The sequence below is a fragment of the Spirosoma pollinicola genome (assembly GCF_002831565.1).
Classification (GTDB): Bacteria; Bacteroidota; Bacteroidia; order Cytophagales; family Spirosomataceae; genus Spirosoma; species Spirosoma pollinicola.
Genome location: NZ_CP025096.1, coordinates 2,195,474 through 2,216,307, shown reverse-complemented (window position 1 = coordinate 2,216,307; position 20,834 = coordinate 2,195,474). Strand labels below are relative to the sequence as shown.

Sequence of the window (20,834 nt, the reverse complement as noted above, 5' to 3'; positions counted from 1 at the left end):
TTTTATGTCTATTCTACCAAACCGGGTCTAACCCCGGGCCTTTTGAATCAATAAAAGAACAAAGTCGTTACCAAAACATGGAAAAAATTAACGTTGGCATTATTGGCGGAGCGGGTTACACAGGTGGCGAACTGTTGCGTATTCTCATCAATCACCCCTTTGCGAATGTGGTGTTTACGCACAGCAAGAGTCAGGCGGGTAAACCCGTTTGGTCAACCCACACTGACTTGCTGGGCGACACTGACCTGACATTTTCGGGCGAGGATATAAGCGAACTGCTGGCTCAGGATGGGCTGGATGCCATTTTCCTTTGCTCGGGACACGGCGCATCGGCTACGTTTATGGCCGATTATGATGTGTCTGACGATATTGCCGTGATTGACCTGAGTGCCGATTTCCGCGACGAGCACGACGATTTTGTGTACGGTCTTCCGGAACTCAACCGGGAGCGTATTCAGGAAGCCATGCGCATTGCCAACCCCGGCTGTTTTGCGAGTAGCATTCAACTTGCCTTGTTACCTCTGGCGAAAGCGGGCGTTATGACGAACGATGTTCATGTGAGTGCCGTTACGGGCAGCACGGGTGCAGGTCAGGCACTTGTGCCGACAACGGGTTTTACGTGGCGAAACAACAACGTGTCGATTTACAAAGCGTTTACGCACCAGCACTTAGCCGAAATCCGTCAGAGTTTAACCCAACTCGACCCTGATTTTAGCCAGGCTATCAACTTCATTCCTTACCGGGGCGATTTCACACGAGGCATTATGGCTAATGTGTACACGCCATTTACCGGTACGCTGGACGAAGCAAAACAGTTGTATAGAGCCTATTACGAAACGCATCCGTTTACGCATGTCAGCGATACGCCCGTTGACGTGAAGCAGGTAGTGAATACGAACAAATGTTTGCTGCATCTGGAAGTTCACGACGGCCAACTGCTGATTACGAGCGTTATCGACAACCTGACCAAAGGCGCGGCAGGTCATGCCGTTCAAAACATGAACCTTGTTTTTGGTTTGCCGGAGGATACCGGATTGCGATTGAAATCGGTAGCGTTCTAAGTAACGTGGCTGGAAAGCCGCGATTGGGAGTAGTTTTTCTTGAAAAGGTTGTACAGCTTCAAGAAATGGCATCGTTGCAAAATGGGAACTCCAGAAGATGATCGAAACAGACCGTTTGTTGCTTATTGAACTTACTGTTGACGACGCGGCCTTCATGCTCGATTTGCTGAATACACCGTCATGGATTCAATTCATTGGCGACCGGCATGTGCAAACGCTTTGGGATGCCCAGCAATACATTATCAATGGTGCCCTGAAAAGCTATAAAGAACATGGCTTTGGGCCTTATCTGGTAAAACTAAAGACCAATGGGCTCTCCATTGGTCTTTGTGGTTTATTCAAACGGGACGCGCTCGATGATCCAGACATTGGCTTTGCGTTTCTACCCGATTATGCCGGGAAAGGATACGGATACGAGGCTGGTTCGGCAGTTATAACCTACGCGCAGAAAACGTTTGGCCTAACGCGCATCTTTGGTTTTACCAATCCGGCAAACCAGCCGTCAATCCGTCTTCTTGAAAAGCTCGGTTTGCGCCTTGAGAAACGATTCACGTTTACTGGTAATGGAGAGGAGAGTTTGTTATTTGGGCGGCTGCTTGTCAATTTATAGCTTTCGCAAGGCAGCTTCCCACCGTTTGAAATCGGTCTGATACTGTTTAAATCTTGTGAGATCGGGCTGGAACGTCTTGCCAAAGGCTACCCGTTCGGCGGCTTCATCCAGCGTTTTTACAACGCCGGTGGCTTTGAGTGTTAACAGAATAGCGCCCATGGAACCGCTCTCGTTACTGGCATTGAGCCGTACCGGAATGCCCGCCATATCGGCCAGCATTTGAACCCAGAAGTCTGACTGAGCAAAGCCGCCGTTGGCATGTATCACGCGTGCCGGACCGGTTTTGTCGGTCAGCAATTCGTTTATGCTCAGCAGATTAAAGAGCACCCCTTCCAGTGCAGACCGCACGAAATGGGCGCGGGTGTGTTGCCAATCCACGTGCAGATAAGCCCCCCGAACGGACGCATCCCACAAGGGTGCCCGCTCGCCCTGTAGATAGGGGAGGAACAGCAACCCATTGGAACCGGGTGCAATGGTTTCGGCTTCGGCCAGAACCGCGTCAGTATCCTGTTGGGTTAACTTTTCCGTGACCCATTCCAGCACATTGCCGCCATTGTTAGTTGGCCCGCCAACAACGTAATAACCTTCATCCAGGTAGTAGCAAAACAAGCGAACTTCGGCATCGCGAAGTGGTTTACGAACCGTTTGTCGGATGGCCCCGCTGGTGCCAATCGTGAGTGTAGCCGTGCCCGCTTTGATGGCACCCGCACCAAGATTGGCCAGGCATCCATCTGACGCACCAATAACCAGCGACACTCCTGAGAGCAGGCCCGTTCCGGCGGTTTCGGGCCGTGTTTGATACGACCGTTGGTAGGTCGTTGGAACGGGTGCTGACAATTGATCGGCCCGAACACCGGCAAAGTCCATCGCCTGATTGCTCCATTCGCGCTTGCTTTCATCGAATAGGCCCGTAGCGGTGGCAATGGAAAAATCAATCTCAAATTCGCCGGTGAGTTTATACCACAAAAACTCTTTGATGGAGCCGAAACGGGCTGTTCGGCGCAGGGTTCGAGGGTCATGCTCCCGCATCCAGGCTAATTTACAAAGCGGAATCATGGGGTGAAGGGGCGTTCCGGTTTGAGTATAGATTGCTTTGCCTAACTCAGCCTGCGTTGTTCGAAGGGCTTTTGCCTGCGCTTCAGCGCGATTGTCGGACCAAAGAATCGCATTACCTATGGAAGAACCATCCGCATTCATCGGTACCACGCTGTGCATGGCCGTGCAAAAGGCAACGTGCGTAATCGTGTGTCCGTTGACAGCTAGCTCCCGACTTACTTCGGCAATGACCTGTACAAAAGCGGCCCAGATCTCGGCCGGGTCCTGTTCGGCATAACCGGGTTCGGGATTGAGGGTCGTAAGCGGAGCCGATGCATGAGCCAGAATCTGACTCAAATCGGCGGGCATCGCCAGCGCTTTCACATTCGTAGTGCCGACATCAACGCCAACGAAACAATTCATAACTCAGGGAGAGGGGTTGTGATACAGAGATACACAGAGGGTAAATGAGATTCACAGAGTTTTTTATTATTCCTCCGTGAATCTCTGTGTAATAATTCTTTCAAATTATAACTTATAAAACGACACTGCATTACCACCAAAAACTTTCGCTCGCACCTCGTCGCCCCAGTTCTCCACGTAGTCTTCAACCAGGGTTTTAACCTGTGTATAGTCGGCCGCTACCAGACACACGGGCCAGTCGGAACCGAACAGGATGCGATCAGGGCCAAAATGTTCGAAGATCACGTCCATGTATGGAAAGAAATTTTTTTTACTCCAGTTGTGCCAGTCACCTTCTGTAACCATGCCCGAAAGTTTGCACGAGACATGCTTGTTTTTAGCGATCTCGCCCATGAAATTCGACCAGCGACTGATTTCCCCTTTCTTAATATACGGCTTGGCCAGATGGTCGATCACGAAAGGAACTTCAGGAACGGCGCGAACCAGTTGCAAGGCGGCTTTGAGTTGCGTTGGATAGATCAGAATATCGTATGTCAACCCCAACTCAGCCAGTTGCCGAATGCCTTCGATGACCGATGGACGGGCCAGAAAATCGTCGGGTTCGGCTTGGGCAACATGCCTGTAGCCTTTGATCTCTGTGTATTGCGACAACGCCTGCAAGCGTTCCGGTAACTGCTCTGATTGCAGATCGACCCAACCGACTACGCCCTTTACAATATCGTAGGTTTGCGCCATACGAACCAGAAACATCGTTTCCTCCTCCGACTGCGACGCTTGAACGGCCACACAACCATCAATACCATTCTGTTTCAGAACCGGCTCCAGATCGGCGGGCAGAAAATCGCGCTGGATGATAGCCATATCGTCCGTAATCCAGTTATCGCGAACCGGATCGAAGTGCCAGAAATGTTGGTGAGCGTCAACTGTCATAACGTTGTTAATGTAAAATGTAGAATGAATAATGGTTAATGGACAATAGCGTAGGATGTGGTCTCATTGTCCATTAACCCTAATTCATTCTACATTATCCCTTAAGTAAATGCCACCGCCGTCTGTTTCTGTTCGCCGAGGCCTTCGATTCCCAGTTCGACTACATCGCCGGGTTTGAGGTACCAGGGGGGCGACATGCCCAGGCCAACACCAGCGGGTGTGCCCGTCGAGATAACATCGCCCGGTAGCAACGTCATAAACTGACTAATGTAGCTAACCAATGTAGGTACGTTGAAAATCATATCGTCGGTATTCGAATCCTGTAACATCTTACCGTTGATGCTCAACCACAGGTGGAGATTGTTCGGCTCCGGCACTTCATCAGTGGTTACCAGATACGGTCCCAGCGGAGCGAAGGTATCGGCGCTTTTGCCTTTCACCCATTGGCCGCCCCGTTCCAGTTGCCAGGCACGTTCGCTGTAATCGTTGTGCAGGGCATAGCCCGCAACGTAGTCCATAGCGTCGTCCAGTTCGACGTAGCTGGCACGCTTGCCAATGATGATGGCCAGTTCTACTTCCCAGTCCGTTTTTTCGGAGCGTTTAGGAATGACAACATTATCGTTGGGTCCGCAAAGGGCCGTGGTTGCCTTGAAGAATAGAATGGGTTCGGCGGGTGTTGCTGCACCAGTCTCTGCCGCATGCTTGGCGTAGTTCAGGCCAACGCAAACGATTTTAGACGGACGCTTGATACAAGGGCCAAACCGTTCTTCGGCCGATACCTCGGGGCAGTTTTGTGCGTGGGCCGTGAGCCAGTGCGTGAGCCGTTCGGGTCCATTGCTGGCAAAAAAAGATTCGTCGTAATCTTCACCAAAGTGGGTTACGTCAATATGTTGACCAGTGGGTAATACGACACCAGGGTGTTCGTGGTCGGGCGAGCCGAAGCGGAAGAGTTTCATGCAGGAGAGATATTCTTTAAACGAAAAGCAATACAGGCCACAAGTTTAATCATTATGCCGCAAACGTAGCCCGTGTAGCCAGTGAACGTTAGTTGATTAAACAACTAATAAATAAGTGTCAATTCGAGTCGGGAAGGAGAGCATTCTATGGCTGTTGGCTATGAGTTAGCTATTTAACCGAACAAAGCCGCCATCCAGCGGGTAGTCGCAACCCGTTACAAAGCCTGCTTCGTCGGAGCAGAGATACAGGGCCAACGCGCCAACTTCCTGTGGTTCGGCCATGCGGCCAATGGGTTGCGTTTTCGACAATTTCTCAAACATTTCGGCTTCCTGACCCGGATAGTTTTTGGCGATGAATCCATCGACGAAAGGCGTATGCACCCGAGCCGGCGATATGCAGTTGCTCCGAATTTTATCGGTCAAATAGTCTTTTGCTACCGATAGCGTCATGGTCAGCACGGCTCCTTTACTCATTGAGTAAGCAAACCGGTCAGACAAACCGAGCGTTGCTGCTACCGACGCCATATTCAGAATAACCCCTCCGCCATTGGCTTTGAAATGGGGAATAATAGCATACAGGCAATTGTAAACGCCCTTCACATTGATACGAAAAATTCGGTCGAAGTCGGCCTCCGTAGTGGTATCTGCTTTACCAATGTGTGCGACCCCTGCGTTGTTGACCAGAATATGAATGGGCGACTGAGCCGCTATCTGGCCAATCAGATCGACCACCTGCGCCTGATCCGATACATCGACCGTGTGGGCCTGCGCCTGACCGCCGTTTGCAATAATATCGTCGGCAACCTGCCGGGCAAGGTCACCATTGATTTCCAGAATGTGAACAGTTGCACCCGCCTGAGCGAAAGTCTGCGAAATGGCCAGCCCAATCCCGCTGGCCCCACCCGTAATGAGGGCAGTTTTGTTTTTGAGTGAGAACATAAATAGCGAAAGAGCGAAAGAGCGAAAGAGTGAAAATACAGACGCAGATTATAGCGCTCTTTCACTTATTCACTCTTTCACCAATTTAAAGTGAAACGCCCCGTTTCCAGGGAATGAAATCGTCCTGTCCCAGCCGCTCGGCCTGGGTAATTTCGTTGCCTGAGGCAAGCCGGATGATGTATTCGAGCATGTCGTGGGCATTTTGTTCGATGCTTTGTTCACCATCAATGATGGGGCCGCTATCGAAGTCGATTACATCGGGCATCCGATTTTTAAGGATGGTGTTGGTCGAAACCTTCACGACGGGGCAAACCGGGTTGCCGGTAGGTGTGCCAAGGCCAGTCGTGAAAACAATGACATTGGTGCCCGAACCCGCCATGCCAGTAGTCGCTTCAACGTCGTTGCCGGGTGTGCAAAGTAAGTTGAGACCGGAAGCTGTTACGGGCTCGGCATAATCCAGAACATCCACCACGGGCGAAGTGCCCCCCTTTTTAGCCGCCCCCGCCGATTTGATGGCATCGGTAATTAGTCCGTCTTTAATGTTGCCGGGCGATGGATTCATATCGAAACCAGACCCGGCGGCTTCAGCCTGCGCCGAATAATCGCCCATCAACGTGATAAACTTCTGTGCTTTGGCGGTATCGTCGGTGCGGTTGATCAATTCCTGTTCAACACCGTTCAACTCGGGGAACTCGGCCAATACCGTTTTCCCACCCAGTGTTACGATTATATCGGATAGCTGACCCAAAGCCGGATTGGCTGAAATTCCCGAAAAACCGTCGGAGCCGCCACATTTCAGGCCAATCGTCAGGGCGCTGAGGTGCGCTGGCTGGCGTTCGAGCTTATTGACCTCCACTAAGCCGAGAAAGGTCTCTTTTATGGCCTGAGCCATCAGCGCATATTCCGTTCCGGCCTGTTGCTCAAACAGCAAAAGTGGCTTGTTAGATTTCGGATTCTGCCGCTTGATTTCAGCGGAGATCATGTCGACCTGCAAATGCTGACAGCCTAAGCTGAGGACGGTTGCCCCTGCTACATTAGGGTTATTAATGAAGCCAGCCAGTAACGAACACAAATAACCTGAATCTTGGCGAGTGCCGCCACAACCCATCTCGTGCGTCAGAAATTTAATGCCGTCGATATTTTTGAACGGGCGATTGGCCTGATGATGGTTAAGCGTCTGGTTTTGCGATTCGTCAACAAACGGCTGCATTTTTTTCACAATGTCCATTTCGCCCGCTTTATACAGACTCAGCATTTCATGCACCTGTGCGCGGTACATTTCGGGTTGTGCATAGCCAAGTTCACGTTCAAAAGCATCTTTCAGGATCAGTACGTTCCGGTTTTCGCAAAACACCAGCGGAATGACAACCCAGTAATTACGCGTACCTACACTGCCATCGGCGCGATGGTAGCCCATAAACGTGCGATCCTGCCAGACCGACACATCGGGCGGCTGCCAGGCATAAGGCTGTTTTTTATCGAGACCGTAGCGGTCGGCGTCGTGCTTAAGATTAAATGTGGTAATGGGCTCCCCCCGACGAATAGGCTGGCTGGCTTTACCAACCAGTACACCATACATCGTAATAGGGTCGCCGGGCTGCCGGTCCTCGGTCACAAATTTATGTTTGGCCCCAACAGCATAGGGCAGGTCGTAAACAGCATTGTCGAACTCGATTTGTTCTCCGGCCGCCAGATTGCGCAACGCAACGATGACATTATCGGCAGGATGAACTTTTAATACACGGGCAGGCATCAGATAAAACGGATTATTTATTGGTAAAGAGACAGAACGGCTTTAAATATACCACCTCTGGTAAAAACTTTAGGCAACTCTATTGCGAATGTGACCGGCAATGCCAAGTTTTGGTAGTTAAATTCCTTCCTTACTCATGTCCCCATCCTTGTCTACCACCCAACCCGGCTCTGCGGCTGGCCCACTAGCGTCCGGCCCGGCGCTTGCTAGCCCTGCATTGACCGGACGTTTAATGTCTATGGATGCCTACCGGGGCTTTGTGATGATTCTGATGGCTGCCGAAATGCTGCAATTTGAGCACATGCATGAAGCCTTTCCCAATAGTGTTATCTGGGCATTGCTGGCCCATCACCAGAGCCACGTTGCCTGGGCTGGCTGCTCGCTGCACGATCTTATTCAGCCATCGTTCTCGTTTTTAGTCGGGGTTGCGCTGCCTTATTCAATGGCGAGCAGAGCCGGACTGGGCCAGTCACCCGGAACACAATTCGGGAATGCCCTCCGCCGGTCGCTGATATTGATTTTACTGGGCATCTTTCTGCGGTCAACTCACGCTGACCAAACGAATTTCACATTTGAAGATACACTAACGCAAATTGGTCTTGGTTATCCGTTTTTGTTTTTGCTGGGAAAGGCAAGCCCCCGAACTATCTGGATTGCGTTGGCTGTGGTTCTTGTTGGGTACTGGCTGGCCTTTGTGCTTTATCCGGCTCCCGGCACAAATTTTGACTATGGTGCCGTAGGCGTTCCGGTCGACTGGCCGGAGCATTATAGCGGATTGATGGCTCATTTTAATAAAAACAGTAATCTTGCCTGGGCGTTCGATACCTGGTTTCTGAATCTGTTTCCGAGGGCGAAGCCATTTTTGTTCAATGGCGGTGGGTATGCGACGCTTAGCTTTATTCCTACTCTGGGGACCATGTTGCTGGGCTTGATAGCGGGTCGTTGGTTGCGCTCAGATCTAACGCGTCGAGAACTATTGAAGCGGTTTTTGCTGGTAGGAGCGATTGGATTAACCGCCGGTGTTTTGCTGCAGGTGACTGGTATCTGCCCCGTTGTCAAACGAATCTGGACACCTGCCTGGGTGTTATTCAGTGGTGGCTGGTGTTTTTGGCTGCTCGCCTTTTTCTACGGAATTATTGATGTGGCCAACAAGAGAAGTTGGGCTTTTCCCTTAATCGTTGTTGGGATGAACTCGATTGCTATTTATTGTTTGGTGCATTTGATCGATCGCTTCATCATAACCTCTCTGTATACACATTTGGGAAGTGGCCCTTTTCTGATACTTGGCCCCGCTTATGAGCAATTGCTGATTGGTATCGTCACACTTGGCATTTTTTACCTTATCCTTCGGTGGATGTACCGTCGAAAACTCTTTATTCGTATTTGATACATGCTCACGGCTAATATCCTGAATCTGTTTGACCAAACAATCTTTTATGGTACGATCGCACACGAAAACGGGCGTATTGTCCGGATAGACCGGCTCGGTCCCGAACGTATCAATGAACCTTATGTATTGCCCGGTTTTGTTGATGCCCATGTTCATGTCGAAAGCTCCTTACTAACGCCCCCGCAGTTCGCCCGGCTGGCGGTTGTGCATGGCACCGTAGCCACTGTGTCGGACCCGCACGAAATCGGTAATGTGCTGGGCGTTGCCGGAGTGAATTACATGATTGAGGAAGCACGGCGAGTACCCTTCAAGTTTATGTTTGGCGCACCTTCATGCGTTCCGGCCACGACCTTTGAAACGGCAGGAGCGGTTATCAGCGCAAAAGATGTCAGGCAACTATTGGCCATGAAAGAAATCGGCTATCTGGCCGAAGTGATGAATTTCCCGGGTGTGCTGCATGGCGACCCCGAGATGATGGCGAAAATTGATTTAGCCAAAGCATTTAATAAACCCGTAGATGGACATGCCCCCGGCTTAACCGGCGATGAGGCACAGCGTTACATTGATGCCGGTATCAGCACTGACCATGAGTGTTTTACGTATGAAGAAGGGCTGGATAAAGCCCGGCGCGGTATGAAAATTCTGATTCGGGAGGGGAGTGCCGCCCGTAATTTCGAAGCCCTGATTTCGTTGTTGGCGGAGTTTCCTGCGCAGGTCATGTTTTGTTCCGATGATAAGCATCCGGATACCCTGGCCGTAGGGCATATCAATCAGTTGGTGGTGCGGGCGCTGGAAAAAGGGCATTCACTCTGGAATGTATTACGAGCGGCCTGTTTAAATTCGGTGCTTCATTACCGCCTGCCAGTTGGCCTATTGCGCGAAGGCGACCCGGCCGATTATATTGTCGTGGATGATTTACAGTCATTTTGTGTCCGACAAACCGTTATAAATGGACAGGTTGTGGCCAAGGATGGTCAATCGACTATACCTGATTTACAAAGTGAACACGTCAATAAGTTTGCCTGCTCACCGAAAACGCCGACTGACTTTATCGTAAACGCCGACGCTTCGGATGACGAGCCCCTCATTCGGGTCATTGAAGCACTCGATGGGCAGCTTATTACAAATGAATTGCAGGTAGCCGCCAGGATAGAGGATGGACAACTTGTGTCGGATGTTGATCGGGATATTCTGAAATTGGTGGTCGTCAATCGCTACCAGGATACCCCTCCTGCTGTGGCTTTCATCAAAAACTTCGGACTGAAACAGGGCGCTATTGCCTCATCGGTTGGGCACGATTCGCATAATATTACCGCTGTTGGCTGCGATGATGTCAGTATTTGCCGGGCGGTAAATTTGGTCATCGGGGCAAAAGGCGGCCTGTCGGCGGTGGGTAACGAGAGAGAGGAGTTATTACCACTACCCGTAGCGGGCCTGATGACCGATAAAGATGGTTATGAGGTTGCCGCCCTGTATTCGGCTTTAGATCAGTTCGCCAAATATAATTTGGAAAGTACCCTATTGGCACCGTTTATGACCTTATCCTTCATGGCTTTGCTAGTAATTCCGGCGCTGAAGCTAAGTGATAAAGGATTGTTTAATGGCCAAATGTTCAGATTTACTCCTCTTCAAATAGTGAAATAGCTCCATAAAAAAATTTTATTTAAGAACTGTTTTAAATTCTATTTTTTATGGGTACGTTTACACTTCCCAAGGCTATTCCTAACCTTTACCCTCTCACTTATCTATATGGCTCGCTCACGCTCCCAAACCGGCCCCGACGACGAAACACTATGGAATCAGTTTCGCGCTGGCGATGAAAATGCGTTTGCCCGATTGTATCAAAATTATGTTCAAACCCTCTACCATTACTGCGCCCACTTTGCTACAGACCGTGCGTTGATTAAAGACTGCATCCACGATTTGTTTGTCGAATTATGGAAACACCGGACCACCATTGGGCCAACGACATCTGTACGTTTCTACCTGATGGCCTCTATCAAACGCAAGTTAGTGCGCCACTTAACGGCTGAGCAAAAGCTGGTTAGCCAGGACGATATGATCAATGGACGGCGTGTAGGTGATACATTGCCCGGCGCTGATCCATCGCACGAAAATTTGCTGATTGCACACGAAGAAGATTCGTATATGACCGATTGTCTGCATCAGGCACTCGACAAACTTCCCCGCCGTCAGCGCGAAGCGGTTCATCTGCGGTATTTCCAGAACATGAGTAATGAAGAGATTTCGTCGCTTATGGAAATTAACATTCAATCAGTTTACAACTTAATATTTGGGGCTATGAGTAACCTCAAGCGCTACGTAACGCTTGAAAATGTGTCACTCTGACGCTGTCTATTCCTAAATCTTCCTCTGGCCCGGTAACTTTTTAAAAGTTACCGGGCTTTTTACTTAATTCCATGCTACTCAGGTTGTAACCAGCAGACTCGTAAAATCGAGGTTGTAAAGACTAGGCTGTTCGGGTAACTTCGCTAAATGAATACAGACTCAACGCCCCTGCCTGAGCGGGTTCGCCCCCGCGTCCTTGATGAAGTAATTGGTCAGCGTAAACTTATTGGCCCTGCCGGTGCCCTCCGTCGAGCCGTTGATGCTGGCCGTTTGCCCTCTATGATTTTGTGGGGGCCGCCGGGAGTTGGTAAAACAACACTAGCGTTACTTTTGGCTGAAGCTGTTAAGCGACCGTTCATCGCGTTGAGTGCCATTAACTCGGGGGTAAAAGAAATACGGGATGTGCTGAGCCGTCCCAGCGGTATATTTCCACCCGTTGTCTTTATTGACGAAATCCACCGATTCAACAAAAGCCAGCAGGATGCGTTGTTGGGAGCCGTTGAAAAAGGGCAGATTACGCTGATTGGTGCTACAACCGAGAATCCTTCTTTTGAGGTAAACAGCGCCTTGCTTTCGCGTTGTCAGGTTTATATTCTCGACGTACTTAGCCGAGAGGAATTAATTCAGCTCATTGACCGGGCTATTGAACAGGATGCTTTCCTGAAATCGAAAAATATTACTGTCGAATCGTATGATGCGTTGATGCGCCTGTCAGGTGGCGATGGGCGGAAGCTGTTGAACTTACTTGAACTGGTGGCTTCGGCCCATGTTTCTGCCGATCCACTGGTTATTACCGATGAAGGTGTCACGACCGTTGCACAGCAAAATATTGCCCGATATGATAAGTCTGGCGAGCAGCATTACGACATTATTTCGGCCTTCATAAAATCCCTTCGCGGCTCCGACCCAAACGCGGCACTGTACTGGATGGCCCGAATGATCGTGGCGGGTGAGGACCCCATTTTTATTGCCCGACGAATGCTCATCATGGCGTCGGAAGATATTGGTAACGCTAACCCCACCGCTATGATCATGGCGTCGGAAGCCGTTCAGGCCATTCGGGCAATTGGTATGCCCGAGGGGCGGATCATTCTGTCGCAGGTTGCGGTCTATCTGGCCACATCTCCCAAGAGTAATGCCAGTTATGTGGCTATTGATGAGGCCATAGCACTAGCCGAACAAACAGCGCATTTACCCGTACCTTTACATCTGCGCAATGCACCCACAAAACTAATGAAGCAAATAGGGTACGGGAAAGAATATCAATATTCGCACGCTCATGAGGGCAATTTTGCGCTGCAAAACTTCCTGCCTGACGATCTGAAAGGACGAAAGATATATGAGCCTGGCCATAATGCCCGTGAAGCCGAAATTCGAAGGAGTCTACAGAAATGGTGGGGCGAATGGTACGGCTATTAAGAAAACTTCCTATTTTTTCTCGACCTTCTCCCAGTACTCGTTACGGGCCGGTTGCCGGTTAACAGGTACACTCAGGATCTGCTGCCATTCTTGTTCAAGTTCTTTCAAGGGTGCAGAGAAAATGTCGCCATCAAAAGCATCGACTGGCAGTATGGTCCGTTGGTCTTCGTCAATTAATAGAGCACTCAGGATTTGATTGCCTTTCGCGGCAACGGCGCTCAAGGCGTCGAATGCAGCCTCTGGAGTAGTAAGCCACCAGGAGCACTCCCGGAAGTTTGCGTGTTGATCGATGGAGGTGAAAGAAAGAAGCATGTGATAGATGTTTTGCGTTTGTGTAATCAAAAGTATAGGGTTGGGTAAGTGCATCTCCTGACCCGTATCAGGAGGTCAAATGACTAAAATCACATTTTTTACATGTTTATTGGGCTAATAGAGAGCAATTTTATTTGGATTTCGTGTAACCAAATCGCCTTTTCTTTGGATTCGTAAATCAATAGTGCAATTAGTAGAATACATACAGTTTAATAAAAATTATAATATCTATAAATTACAAATGACTTATCTACATACTGATTGAAACAGAATAATACGCAAGCTGATAAAGCTGAGATTATTGTAATGCGTCAAGCAAGCACTCCTCAATTTCTGGCTGGCGACGGCGAGATGGCAACCCTTATTCGTCAGAAGGATTGGTCATCTACGCCCATTGGCCCAATCGAAAGCTGGCCTCAGAGCCTTCGAACACTTGTTAGCATGTGTCTAAACTCTCGTTTCCCTATGTTGATCTGGTGGGGGAAGGAGTTGATAATGATTTACAACGATGCTTACGCACCGCTGATTGGCGCCAAACATCCTGCTATCTTTGGAAAGCGGGGTGACAAAGAATGGAGTGAAATTTGGGATATCATCGGACCAATGATCGATGGCGTGTTGACGCGTGGTGAAGCTACCTGGTCAGAAAACCAACTCCTGATTATTAATCGACATGGCTTCCCGGAAGAATGCTATTTTACGTTTTCCTATAGCCCTATCTACGTCGAATCAGGTGGTATTGGGGGCGTTTTGGCCGCTGTCACCGAAACTACAGAGATCGTTCTCGCCCAGCGTCAACTGGTAGCGCAGCGTGATCATATCGAACAAATTAATGCCGAACTGGAGCAGAAAGTAGTGGAGCGGACACAGGTTCTTCTAAATACGCTTGACCAATTGAAGCAGTCCAAAGATGAACTGACGCGTGCATTGGTGGCCGAGCGGGAGTTGGGTGAGTTGAAATCAAGGTTTGTATCGATGGCTTCCCATGAGTTTCGTACTCCATTAACAACGGTATTGTCGTCAACCACGTTAATTGAGAAATATACAGAAGGTGATCAGCAGGATAAACGACTGAAGCATATTCACCGGATTCAGGCAGCCGTTATAAACCTTAACAATATCCTCGAAGAGTTTTTATCGGTAGGAAAACTGGAGGAGGGGAAAATCAAAGCACGTTCCTCTGAGGTAGACCTGACGCAACTGGTTAATCAGGTCGTAATGGATATGAAGGGTGCACTAAAGCCACAGCAGCAGATTATAACGCAAGTGTTGTTTACATCGTCACTGTGGCTTGATCCATCATTGCTGCGTAAAATTCTTGTCAATTTATTATCAAATGCAGTAAAGTATTCCAAACCTGAATCGACTATAAACGTGCAGGGAGCCTATATAAGCGGGCAGCTAATTCTGTCGGTTGAGGATCAGGGCATAGGTATAGCCAAAGAAGATCAGATGCATTTGTTCGAGCGGTTTTTTCGCGCCAGAAATGTAACCAACATAGCGGGCACTGGTTTGGGACTGCACATTGTTGGTCACTATGTCAAACTAATGGGTGGTGAGGTGTCGTTGCGGAGCGAGCTAAATAAAGGAACAACGGTTACCTTACGGCTACCATGTTAACATGGCAGCCGTAAGGTAACCGCTTAAGTGTATAAACTATAGTCTGGTGAAATTACCAGCGGACCTGGCCATCACCGACCACGATCCATTTTTCGGTCACCAGTTTTTCGAGGGCAAATGGCCCACGGGCGTGCAGTTTCTGGGTTGATATGCCAATTTCGGCACCTAGCCCAAATACACCACCATCTGTAAAACGTGTTGACGCATTGGCATATACGGCAGCCGCATCGACTTCAAACAGGAAACGATCGATAAGGGCCTGATCCTGTGAGAGAATCGCTTCGGAATGGCGGGACGAATAAGCTTGTAAGTGCGATAAGGCTTCATCAAGCCCCGATACAATTTTTATGGCGCATTTATAATCCAGAAACTCACGGCCAAAATCTTCCTGCCGGGCATGTTGCAGGTTGGTATAATCAGCCTCTTCAAAAATTGAATAGGCTGTTTCATCTGCAAAAACTTCGACATTCCATTTAGTGAAATCAGCCGTAAGCATCGGCAGAAATTGTCCGGCAATGGTTTCATCGACCAGCACACAGTCGAGTGAGTTACAGACCGATGGGCGCGAAACGCGGGCGTTGACAACAATAGCCACCGCTTTGGCCAGGTCGGCGGTTTTTTCGACATAGGTATGGCAAACACCGGCACCCGTTTCGATGGTTGGCACCAGCGAGTTTTTGCGCACAAACTGAATCAGCGATTCCGAGCCCCGTGGAATGATAATGTCTACATAGCGCGTGGCGGTAAGGAGTTCATTAACAACAGCTCGATCGGGCGGGAGGAGGGTTACGGCGGCTTTGGGCACGCCGAATTCAACCAGTACGCCCTGAATAAGTCCGATTAAGCAGCGATTGGAGAAATCGGCCTCTTTGCCGCCTTTCAGCACGCAGGCATTCCCCGACCGTAAACAGACCGAAGCCACATCGACCGTTACGTTCGGACGGGCTTCATAGATAACGCCTACTACACCCAAAGGCACCGTAATTTTTTTGAGTTGAAGCCCCTGCTCAATTGTACGCTCCAGGATAACTTCACCTGCCGGATCGGGCAAAACGGCTACCTGGCGCAGGCTCGTTGATAGATCGGCTATGCGGGCTTCGGTTAATTTTAGTCGGTCATATTTAGGGTCCGATTCAGGCATCCGGTCGAGATCTTTTTGATTCTCGGCCAAAATTTCGGTGGTATGTGCAGCCAGCACATCGGCCAGCCGATTCAGTAAGTCTGTTTTTGTGGCAGGGCTAAGCCGCCGAACAATGGCTGCGGCCTGTTGGGTAGCCTGAAGGAGGGGCGTAATAGGTGTCATAATTACAAGTTCGTTAGCTGATTATGGATGTAGGTTAGTACTTCCACCAGCGAAATGTCAACACTATCGGTTACGATTTCAAGGGCTTGTCGATAATCGTGTTTGTGGTGAGGGAAAGAAGATAATTTGGGAAAGTGAGGAGCGTTGTCCCAACGAATTATACTTTGATTATCAAATTGTTGCCAGTGAAAGGCATACTTTCTGATAGTTGATCCTATATATTCGTTTGTAAAAAGTACGGACTGATCGATGAATTTAATCTGGAGCCTTAATTGAAATTTCACTGTAGTGTGTTCGTATTTCAGAACATCATATTGACTAATGAACGAATTTTTATCCAAATCATCCAAGATGTGCTGTATACCTGCATAATTGCTGCTCATTCGATCACTTCAATGGCTCCGCGTTTTATTTCTTCAATACTCTGCAACACGTCAGCGAGCATACCAACTGCTGCTGACCACTCAATATTATCATCCCATTCTTCGAAAATTTCTTTCTCGGATGTTTCGATATACTTCTCAAATTCAGCAAGCGTCATACCATATTTTCGCTCCATCTGGTTGATGGTAGACTGAAAACGATGCTTTTTTGACAGATAGTCAAACATCGCCCATTGTTGCACTGATTGTTTTGTTACCTGTACCATACTATATGGAATTAAAGAACAAAATTGGGCAAAAAGATTGGTCTATAAAAGGACAATATCATTGGCATTAGCCACTTCAACGTTTTGCTGGTTAAGCTGTTGCGATAGGGTTTCAGACGAAATTCGGGCCCTCGCTACGGCTACGGTCGTCTGATCTTCGTCCAGAATTTCGATCATTTCGCCAGCGGCAAACTCGCCAACGATAGTTCGAACTCCTACCGCCAGCAGGCTGCGTCGTTTCTGCAAGGCTCGAACAGCTCCGGTATCGATCTGTATCCGCCCAACGGCCAGACTACCACTGCCAAGCCACCTGTTTCGGGCGGAGAGGGCGGTCGTTTGTGCTGTAAAATCGGTGCCAATTTCACTGCGTAACGCCCGGCTTATGCTGTCGGGTTCGCTCAGACCGAAAATGACGACCCGAATACCCATTCGGGTGGCCAGCTTGGCAAAGGTTAATTTTGAGGCCATACCACCTAACCCCAGCGATGATTTGTCGGTTCGAACCACGCCAAAAACACGTTCGTCAAAATCGGTTACCTGCCTGATGATTTGATTATTTGCATCCAGCAAGCCACCTACGGATGTGCAAAGCATGAGCGCTTCGGCCCCGAAGCCAACGGCAATGAGGGTAGCCAGTTCGTCGTTGTCCGAAAATTTGAGTTCGCGGTTACTAACTACATCGTTTTCATTGGCAATAGGAATCAGGTCGTTGGCCCACAACTCTTCGTAGGTCTGTTTTAGTTGCAGAAACTGATCGCGGTTGGCAAAGTGGTGGCGTTCGCACAGGCTCTGGGCAATGGAAATGCCATAGATAGAGAAAAAACGGGAATACTGATTGAGTAACAGCAGATTACCAACAGCCGCAGCGGCTTTTCGCTGCGTAATATCGCCCCGATAATCATGAATCAGGGATTTTCCGGCACCCACTGCCCCGGATGATACCAGCACAATGCGATAGTGTGAATGCAGGGCCGCAACCTGCCGGGCTATATCCACCATGACGGGTTCGTTAGGCTCGCCAGTGGGTTTGGTGATGGATGCGGTGCCGAATTTAAGTACAAGTACGGGCTTTGTCATACCCACAAAGATAGGACTTTACTTTTTTCGGTCTCAGCGAATGCCTGTATTCATCCAGCTTGTCTGGCTCTAAATAAAGGAAACGAAAGCCTTTATCTTTATTTTCTGAGCAACGATTCCGTTACGGCATCCGTGAATCGGGCCTTTTTGCGTAAGGCTGTTTTGAGCTGTTTCAGGTAGTCGGCTTTAGGAATCTCAATAGCACCATACCGCCGAACATTGTCGTTAATGAACTGCGTATCGAGCAAGGTAAAGTGCTGCTGGCGAAGAATAAGAATCAGGTGATGAAAGGCTACTTTCGAGGCATTGCTGACCCGATTGAACATCGACTCACCAAAAAAAGCTGACCCGAGTGCTACGCCATACAATCCTCCAACCAGCCTGTTATCCATATACGTTTCAACGCTGTGGGCCAGTCCCATGTGGTGCAGTTCAGTGTAGGCATCAATGATTTCTTCAGATATCCACACACTATCGTCCTCTGAACGAGGAACTGAACAATTGTGCATAACTTCATTGAATGCCGTATTGATACGGATGTCAAACTGATTTCGATTAAGCACCGGCCGGAGTGATTTCGCGGGTTTATAGGTATCAATCGGGATAACCGCACGCGGGTCAGGCGCATACCAGTACAGCGTACCATCTGCGTCGGCCATTGGAAAAATACCGTTGATGTAGCCGTAAACAAGGTCGTCGGCGGTTAGCTTCTCCATTAAAACTGGTGGATGTGTATTGAGCAAAGATAAAACATTAAGCGACTAGTTCACTAGCGCATGAATGGTAGTCTATGGGAAATTAGGCGATAGAACACTGATCAACAAGCTTACTGTTGCGGTTTATATGTACACTGTCCATTGCGAATGTAGAGTTGGTCTACTATATTGCTTCACTATTAGAGTATATTTACCCACCGCTCATGTTTACTTTCCTGCCGGACCAGCGTGCCCTGTTGCTGACAGTCGTTTATGTTTTAATTGGCTTAACAGCAGGCCTTGCCCAGAAAATATCCGAACCTATTCCTGTCGTTGAGTTTGGGAAAATCAGGCCCGCTCAGTTTGCTTCATCATCAGTAGATTCCACAGCTGAGGCCGTAGTGCTATACGAATCTGGCGATGTTTCGTTTGAAGTGCGTGGAATGATGTGGGTTGTTTTTACGCACCACGTTCGCCTGCTAATTCGTCGTAAATCAGCTTACCGGAGGGCCACTGTGGAACTGGAGATGCGCCGGGACGACGGAACTATTCATGAAGAAATGAGCAATCTGGAAGGGTACACCTATAATCTGGACGATAGCCATGTGGACATTACTCCACTTAGTCTCAAAACTGCCCGCTTCACTGAAAAGGCTACGAAAGAATACTGGATCGAAAAATTCACGATGCCCAATGTTCGCGAGGGTTCAGTAATTGAGTATAAATATACCGTTAAAACTCCGTTCAGTATAAATCGCCACCCTCAAGCATGGCGTTTTCAACGAGATATACCGGTTGACTGGAGTCAGTGCCATATTCTACTGCCGGATGGATATCCGCATCAACTGATTTTGGGCGGTTCGCTTAAACTGACGGTTCAGGATGCCAGGTTGACAAAAATAAATCTGGTTCCCGGCGAGATCCGAAGTAAAGCTCAGGAGCTTTTCTATGCCATAAAAGATGTTCCTGCGTTTAGGCGAGAAAATTACCTGGCAAATGCAGATGATTACATATCGAAGATCGATTTTGAGCCCCCTAATTATAAGGATGTTAAAGCAGGTTTAGAGTTTGCCGATTATAGTTGGGAGGCCATTGACAAATGCCTGCAGAAAAATGAAAGCTTTGGCCTGCAAATAGCGCCAACTCCTCTAATGCGTAAACAGGCCGAGGGAATGTTTAGCAGACTCGGCGATACGCTTAGTCAAGTGTTTGAGGTTTATAATTTCGTGCGTCGCACTATGTCCTGGAATGGAAATTATTCTATTTGGGCAAACAATGTAAATCAGGTACTGGCGGCTAAAAAAGGTGACTCGGGCGATATTAATTTATTGCTTATCGCCCTGATTCGGTCCATTGGTTTTCAGGCATATCCGGTTATTTTAAGTACCCGGTCGCACGGAGCCATAGCCGAAGAATTTGCGGTACTTAATAAATTCAATTATGTTGTTGCACAGGTGAATGTGGGCGGGCAAACAATGTTTCTGGATGCTACAGACCCTTTTCTGAAGCCCGGTATGTTGCCTTATCATTGCCTCAATAGTACTGGCCGGGTTATTGATCCGCCCAACAGCCGGTTTGTTTCATTGGCTCCCAAAGAGCGTTTGGTCGAAGTGAAAGCGGCTCGCTTTACACTTGGTGAGATGGGTGAGTTGAAGGGTACGATGACCCACTCATTGGGTGGGTATGCTGCCTGGATAAATCACAAATTATTTGCCCGCGTGGGAAAGCCTGTTTACATCGATGCCGTTCATAAAATACATGAGGGATGGACAATAAACGAAGTGACATTTGCCGATACAAATCAAACAACAGATGCATTCAGGGTAGATTTTAACCTTGTTATCTCCGATGCGTGTATGCAGGCAGGTGATCGACTGTATCTAAAACCAATGCTAGCCGAAGGTCGTACAGAAAACCCATTCAAAGAAAGCTATCGCCAGTATCCTATAGATTTCGCTGTACCTGTCGACGAGAGCTTTACGGCCACTTATCAGATGCCTAATGGCTTCAACGTAGAAGAACTGCCAAAGTCTGTTTCCATGACCTTGCCTGACAATGGTGGCCGGTTTCTATACCAGGTAAGTACTGATGGAAACCAAATTCGGGTTAACAGCCGCTTTGTTCTGCGTAAGCCAGTATACATGCCAAATGAGTATGGGGCATTGCGGGAATTGTTTGTCCAAATGGTAGCCAAACATACCGAACAGATTGTATTGAAACGTGCAGTAGTAAGCAATAAGTAGGCACTGGATTGGCCTAGTTTTAGCTATAGATGAGAAATGGAGCAGACTCTTGCTGCGCTACTTTTTGTTT

The 20,834-nt window shown here is 48.7% G+C and carries 19 protein-coding genes; 8 read left to right on the top strand and 11 right to left on the bottom strand.

Translation table 11 applies throughout. The features are described 5' to 3' along the window. Positions 1 to 77 precede the first annotated feature (77 nt). Positions 78 to 1,061 carry an N-acetyl-gamma-glutamyl-phosphate reductase gene (argC, locus tag CWM47_RS09460; protein WP_100987740.1) on the top strand — a complete coding sequence of 328 codons (984 nt, stop codon included), beginning with the start codon at positions 78 to 80 and terminating at the stop codon, positions 1,059 to 1,061. 97 nt (positions 1,062 to 1,158) lie between these two features. Then, a complete protein-coding gene (locus CWM47_RS09455) occupies positions 1,159 to 1,671 on the top strand; it encodes a GNAT family N-acetyltransferase (RefSeq protein ID WP_100987739.1) in 513 nt (170 codons plus the stop codon). Here the strand turns inward: CWM47_RS09455 and CWM47_RS09450 are convergent. The 5 genes from CWM47_RS09450 to CWM47_RS09430 form a co-directional block, all read right to left on the bottom strand. After that, positions 1,666 to 3,129 carry a gluconokinase gene (locus tag CWM47_RS09450; RefSeq protein WP_100987738.1) on the bottom strand — a complete coding sequence of 488 codons (1,464 nt, stop codon included), beginning with the start codon at positions 3,127 to 3,129 and terminating at the stop codon, positions 1,666 to 1,668. The two genes, CWM47_RS09455 and CWM47_RS09450, sit on opposite strands and share 6 nt — an antisense overlap. Before the next feature lie 105 nt (positions 3,130 to 3,234). Continuing rightward, positions 3,235 to 4,059 carry an amidohydrolase family protein gene (locus CWM47_RS09445; RefSeq protein WP_100987737.1) on the bottom strand — a complete coding sequence of 275 codons (825 nt, stop codon included), beginning with the start codon at positions 4,057 to 4,059 and terminating at the stop codon, positions 3,235 to 3,237. A 101-nt stretch (positions 4,060 to 4,160) separates the two neighbouring features. Next, positions 4,161 to 5,015 (bottom strand): fumarylacetoacetate hydrolase family protein, encoded by an 855-nt coding sequence (locus CWM47_RS09440; RefSeq protein ID WP_100987736.1) that lies wholly within the window; start codon positions 5,013 to 5,015, stop codon positions 4,161 to 4,163. Between the two features lie 165 nt (positions 5,016 to 5,180). Then, positions 5,181 to 5,954 (bottom strand): SDR family NAD(P)-dependent oxidoreductase, encoded by a 774-nt coding sequence (locus CWM47_RS09435; protein ID WP_100987735.1) that lies wholly within the window; start codon positions 5,952 to 5,954, stop codon positions 5,181 to 5,183. 85 nt (positions 5,955 to 6,039) lie between these two features. Further along, positions 6,040 to 7,707 carry a UxaA family hydrolase gene (locus CWM47_RS09430; protein WP_100987734.1) on the bottom strand — a complete coding sequence of 556 codons (1,668 nt, stop codon included), beginning with the start codon at positions 7,705 to 7,707 and terminating at the stop codon, positions 6,040 to 6,042. 136 nt (positions 7,708 to 7,843) lie between these two features. Between CWM47_RS09430 and CWM47_RS09425 the strand changes: the two genes are divergently transcribed. The 4 genes from CWM47_RS09425 to CWM47_RS09410 all read left to right on the top strand — a co-directional run bounded on the left by CWM47_RS09425 (position 7,844) and on the right by CWM47_RS09410 (position 12,865). Next, the gene (locus tag CWM47_RS09425; protein WP_394341988.1) at positions 7,844 to 9,094 is read left to right on the top strand and encodes an acyltransferase family protein; all 1,251 of its coding nucleotides are present in this window, start codon (positions 7,844 to 7,846) and stop codon (positions 9,092 to 9,094) included. 3 nt (positions 9,095 to 9,097) lie between these two features. Further along, complete coding sequence (gene ade / locus CWM47_RS09420) at positions 9,098 to 10,741, top strand: adenine deaminase (protein ID WP_100987732.1); 1,644 nt, start codon at positions 9,098 to 9,100, stop codon at positions 10,739 to 10,741. Positions 10,742 to 10,846: 105 nt separating this feature from the next. Then, positions 10,847 to 11,446 carry an RNA polymerase sigma factor gene (locus tag CWM47_RS09415; RefSeq protein ID WP_100987731.1) on the top strand — a complete coding sequence of 200 codons (600 nt, stop codon included), beginning with the start codon at positions 10,847 to 10,849 and terminating at the stop codon, positions 11,444 to 11,446. Positions 11,447 to 11,593: 147 nt separating this feature from the next. Then, positions 11,594 to 12,865, top strand: coding sequence for a replication-associated recombination protein A (locus CWM47_RS09410; RefSeq protein ID WP_100987730.1), 1,272 nt, complete (start codon positions 11,594 to 11,596; stop codon positions 12,863 to 12,865). A gap of 9 nt (positions 12,866 to 12,874) precedes the next feature. On the opposite strand, the gene CWM47_RS09405 is transcribed toward CWM47_RS09410, so the two are convergent. Continuing rightward, positions 12,875 to 13,177, bottom strand: coding sequence for a hypothetical protein (locus CWM47_RS09405; protein ID WP_100987729.1), 303 nt, complete (start codon positions 13,175 to 13,177; stop codon positions 12,875 to 12,877). 306 nt (positions 13,178 to 13,483) lie between these two features. Between CWM47_RS09405 and CWM47_RS09400 the strand changes: the two genes are divergently transcribed. Then, positions 13,484 to 14,797 (top strand): sensor histidine kinase, encoded by a 1,314-nt coding sequence (locus CWM47_RS09400; RefSeq protein ID WP_100993812.1) that lies wholly within the window; start codon positions 13,484 to 13,486, stop codon positions 14,795 to 14,797. Positions 14,798 to 14,849: 52 nt separating this feature from the next. On the opposite strand, the gene CWM47_RS09395 is transcribed toward CWM47_RS09400, so the two are convergent. The 5 genes from CWM47_RS09395 to aat form a co-directional block, all read right to left on the bottom strand. Next, positions 14,850 to 16,100 (bottom strand): glutamate-5-semialdehyde dehydrogenase, encoded by a 1,251-nt coding sequence (locus CWM47_RS09395; RefSeq protein ID WP_100987728.1) that lies wholly within the window; start codon positions 16,098 to 16,100, stop codon positions 14,850 to 14,852. Between the two features lie 2 nt (positions 16,101 to 16,102). Next, on the bottom strand, positions 16,103 to 16,483 hold the full coding sequence (locus CWM47_RS09390; protein WP_100987727.1) for a toxin-antitoxin system TumE family protein: 381 nt from the start codon (positions 16,481 to 16,483) through the stop codon (positions 16,103 to 16,105). Next, entirely contained in the window at positions 16,480 to 16,749 is a 270-nt protein-coding gene (locus tag CWM47_RS09385; RefSeq protein ID WP_100987726.1) for a hypothetical protein, read from the bottom strand. Before CWM47_RS09385 ends, CWM47_RS09390 begins: the two co-directional genes overlap by 4 nt. 42 nt (positions 16,750 to 16,791) lie before the next feature. After that, positions 16,792 to 17,826 carry a glutamate 5-kinase gene (gene proB / locus CWM47_RS09380; protein WP_100987725.1) on the bottom strand — a complete coding sequence of 345 codons (1,035 nt, stop codon included), beginning with the start codon at positions 17,824 to 17,826 and terminating at the stop codon, positions 16,792 to 16,794. A gap of 98 nt (positions 17,827 to 17,924) precedes the next feature. Continuing rightward, on the bottom strand, positions 17,925 to 18,542 hold the full coding sequence (gene aat / locus CWM47_RS09375) for a leucyl/phenylalanyl-tRNA--protein transferase (protein WP_100987724.1): 618 nt from the start codon (positions 18,540 to 18,542) through the stop codon (positions 17,925 to 17,927). Between the two features lie 203 nt (positions 18,543 to 18,745). On the opposite strand from aat, the gene CWM47_RS09370 reads away from it, so the two are divergent. After that, positions 18,746 to 20,764: a transglutaminase-like domain-containing protein gene (locus CWM47_RS09370; protein WP_100987723.1), complete on the top strand. Its 2,019-nt coding sequence runs from the start codon at positions 18,746 to 18,748 to the stop codon at positions 20,762 to 20,764. The last annotated feature ends 70 nt before the right edge of the window (positions 20,765 to 20,834 follow it).